The organism is Microcystis sp. M079S1 (assembly GCF_020246425.1).
Taxonomy (GTDB): Bacteria; Cyanobacteriota; Cyanobacteriia; order Cyanobacteriales; family Microcystaceae; genus Microcystis; species Microcystis aeruginosa.
In genome coordinates this window covers 1-2,758 of the sequence record NZ_JADBSZ010000295.1, presented here as the reverse complement: position 1 = coordinate 2,758, position 2,758 = coordinate 1, and the positions used below count along the sequence as shown (strand labels likewise).

Here is a 2,758-nt window from a genome sequence, read left to right as displayed (position 1 = left end):
TTATCAAAGCGCAAGTCCCTAAGAGGAAGGGGGCTCTCGAAGGCTCTCCCCCTACTTAGGGTGATCAGCAAACCTGAGCGAGCGGAGGGCGCAGGTTCCTTGCGCCCCTACAGTAACGGATTTTGTCCACAATGTAGGGGCGAACTGCGTTCGCCCAAAAGGTACATTATCAAAGCGCAAGTCCCTAACTGTTTCATTTTCATTGTCCTTAACAAAAATTAACACTACCTCAATTTTCTCAAAAAAATCGACCCGTCGCTAGGCGGGAGACAAAGGGCAAAAGAGCAAAAGAACAGAGGGTTAAAGTCCTGGGGAGACACACGCAACCCGAATGATAAAGGTGGTGCGTTACGGCGGATTGTTAATTTTAGTTTTTTGACCGAATTGATTGCCGCAAACACGCACCCTACGAGATCTAGAAAATCTCAAAAAAAAATCGACCCGTCTAAGAGCGGGAAAAAGAGAAAAAGAGAAAAAGGGTAAAAAAGGGTAAAAAGTAGATCGTAGGTTGGGTTGAACGATAGTGAAACCCAACACTTTTAAATCATTGGGTTGGGTTTCGTTCCTCAACCCAACCTACGGCTAGAAAATCTCAAAAAAAATCGACCCGCCTAGCGGCGGGAAAAAGAGAAAAAGAGAAAAAGAGAAAAAGGGTTACAGAGTCCTCCCAGCACCGCACACCACCCGAAAACCGAAGTCGGAGCTGCCGCGGCGGTAGTTGAAGTCGCGGGAAGCGGAACGGCAGTAATAGGGATTGAAGTACCAAGAACCGCCCCGCAATATTTGAGAATGATTATCATTTGTCAGCCAAGCACTGCCATCCTTTGGCGCTCCGATATAGTTATTGTGCCAATTGTCCTCGCACCACTCCCAAACATTGCCACTCATGTCATAGAGTCCCCAAGCATTGGGCTTTTTCTGGCCCACAGGATGAGTTGTCTTCTGAGAATTTCCTATATACCAAGCATAATCTCCTAACTGATTAGCATCATCACCGAAATAAAAGCGAGTAGTAGTCCCCGCACGACAGGCATATTCCCATTCCGCTTCTGTTGGTAGGCGATAGGTTTTCCCGGTTATTTGACTCAATTTCTGACAAAAAGCTTGAGCATCATCCCAACTAACCTTTTCTACCGGATTTTGGGGATTATTTGAAAAATGAGAGCGATTGGTTCCCATTACCGCTTGATATTGTGCCTGAGTCACTGGATATTTCCCAATCGCAAAACTGTTGACTTTAACTTGGTGTTGAGGCTTTTCATGACTTTGAGCATTGGGATCTCCTGACAGTGATCCCATGAGAAATTGACCTGCTGGTAAGCCTACCATCTCCAGTGTTAGTCCATTGGGTAGGTTTTCTGTAAATGGAGGAGCTAAAGGACGAGGTGAAGGAGGAGATGGAGAACTTGAAGGACGAGGTGAAGGAGAAGGAGTAGGATTCTGACGAAACAACTGAGCGAAAATATTACTAGCGACTGTCCCTACTGTAAATAACCCGAAAGTTATTAAAACTTTACGACGCGACCATCTTTGAGGAGGTATAGGTGAAGGAGATGATTTAATCGATATTGGGGGAGGTGGTGGAGCTACTTTAGGTGACGGTGTAGATGTCACAGTAGCGATACTTTTGCTTGCAAAAATATCAAAATTTAAATCACTAAATCGCTCACACCAATAACACTTTCCGTAACTGCGGTTGTAGTAATGATTATCAATTTTGCCACAGCGTATAACCTCTTTTAGTGCAGCTTCCAAAGTACCACGCCATTCCTTAGCCGTCGGTCGTCTGTCGGGGAATTTATGTCCCTCATTGAAACAGCGCAAAAATAAGGCGTGTAAGTCGGGATGTAAAATATTTAATGGGATTGTCGTATTACTAGGTACAACCAATTTATCACCAGAAAAAGGCCAGAGTCCCCGTCGAATTAGTTCCGACTGTTCCAGGGAATCTCCTGCTCCTTGCCACAATCCCCGAAACGGCGGCCCGCTAAATAATAGATAATAAATAACAACTCCTAATCGAAAGCGATCATGCACTTCTGTTTGATCTACATCCGCTATATTCACTCCGATTAATTCCGCCGGTGTAAATCCTTCTGAGCCAACTAAACACCGATATATTTTACCGCTATAGGGATCTGATACTTGAAATGAATCTGTATCAATAATTGTAGGTAACGCCCGATTATTCACTAAGATATTTTCTAGCTTGATGTCTCCCAAAACATAACCTTTAAGGTGAATTGCTTGGATAATAGCGGCTATATTCCGCGCTACTACATGAAGAAAATACCAATTAGTTTCTAACTTGTATTTTCTTCTCATTATGGGCGTACAAAGCTTTAATAACGTTTCTGAACCCACCACTTCTGGCATTAAAAACCCAACGACTTTTCCCTGGTTATCTTCCAAGATAGAATAGGGCCAAGCGAAGGAAATATGGTTAAGATGAGCATTAGGATCACTGGGACGATTTCTCACCATTAACTGTAATTTATCAACCCTTTCATTATGGGGATTGTGGTAGATTTTCGCTAAGTACCCATTAAAGTTAGTGTGCCATACTTTCGCTTCGCCACTGTCGGCCATTTCTTGCGTCAGGGTAATCAAGCGATTCTGTAGTTGACAGCGATAAGTTAAAGACATCAAAAAATCTCCGAGTATTTATGCTGTTCAGTCCCATCGTAGTTGGGTTGAACAATAGTGAAACCCAACATTTTTTAATAATTGAGTTGGGTTTCGTTCCTCAACCCAACCT

At 43.4% G+C, this 2,758-nt stretch carries 1 protein-coding gene; it reads right to left on the bottom strand.

Annotation, left to right across the window (positions count from 1 at the left end):
- Window positions 1-654: 654 nt before the first annotated feature.
- A complete protein-coding gene (locus IM456_RS19100) occupies window positions 655-2,646 on the bottom strand; it encodes an SUMF1/EgtB/PvdO family nonheme iron enzyme (RefSeq protein ID WP_287694386.1) in 1,992 nt (663 codons plus the stop codon).
- Between the last annotated feature and the right edge of the window lie 112 nt (window positions 2,647-2,758).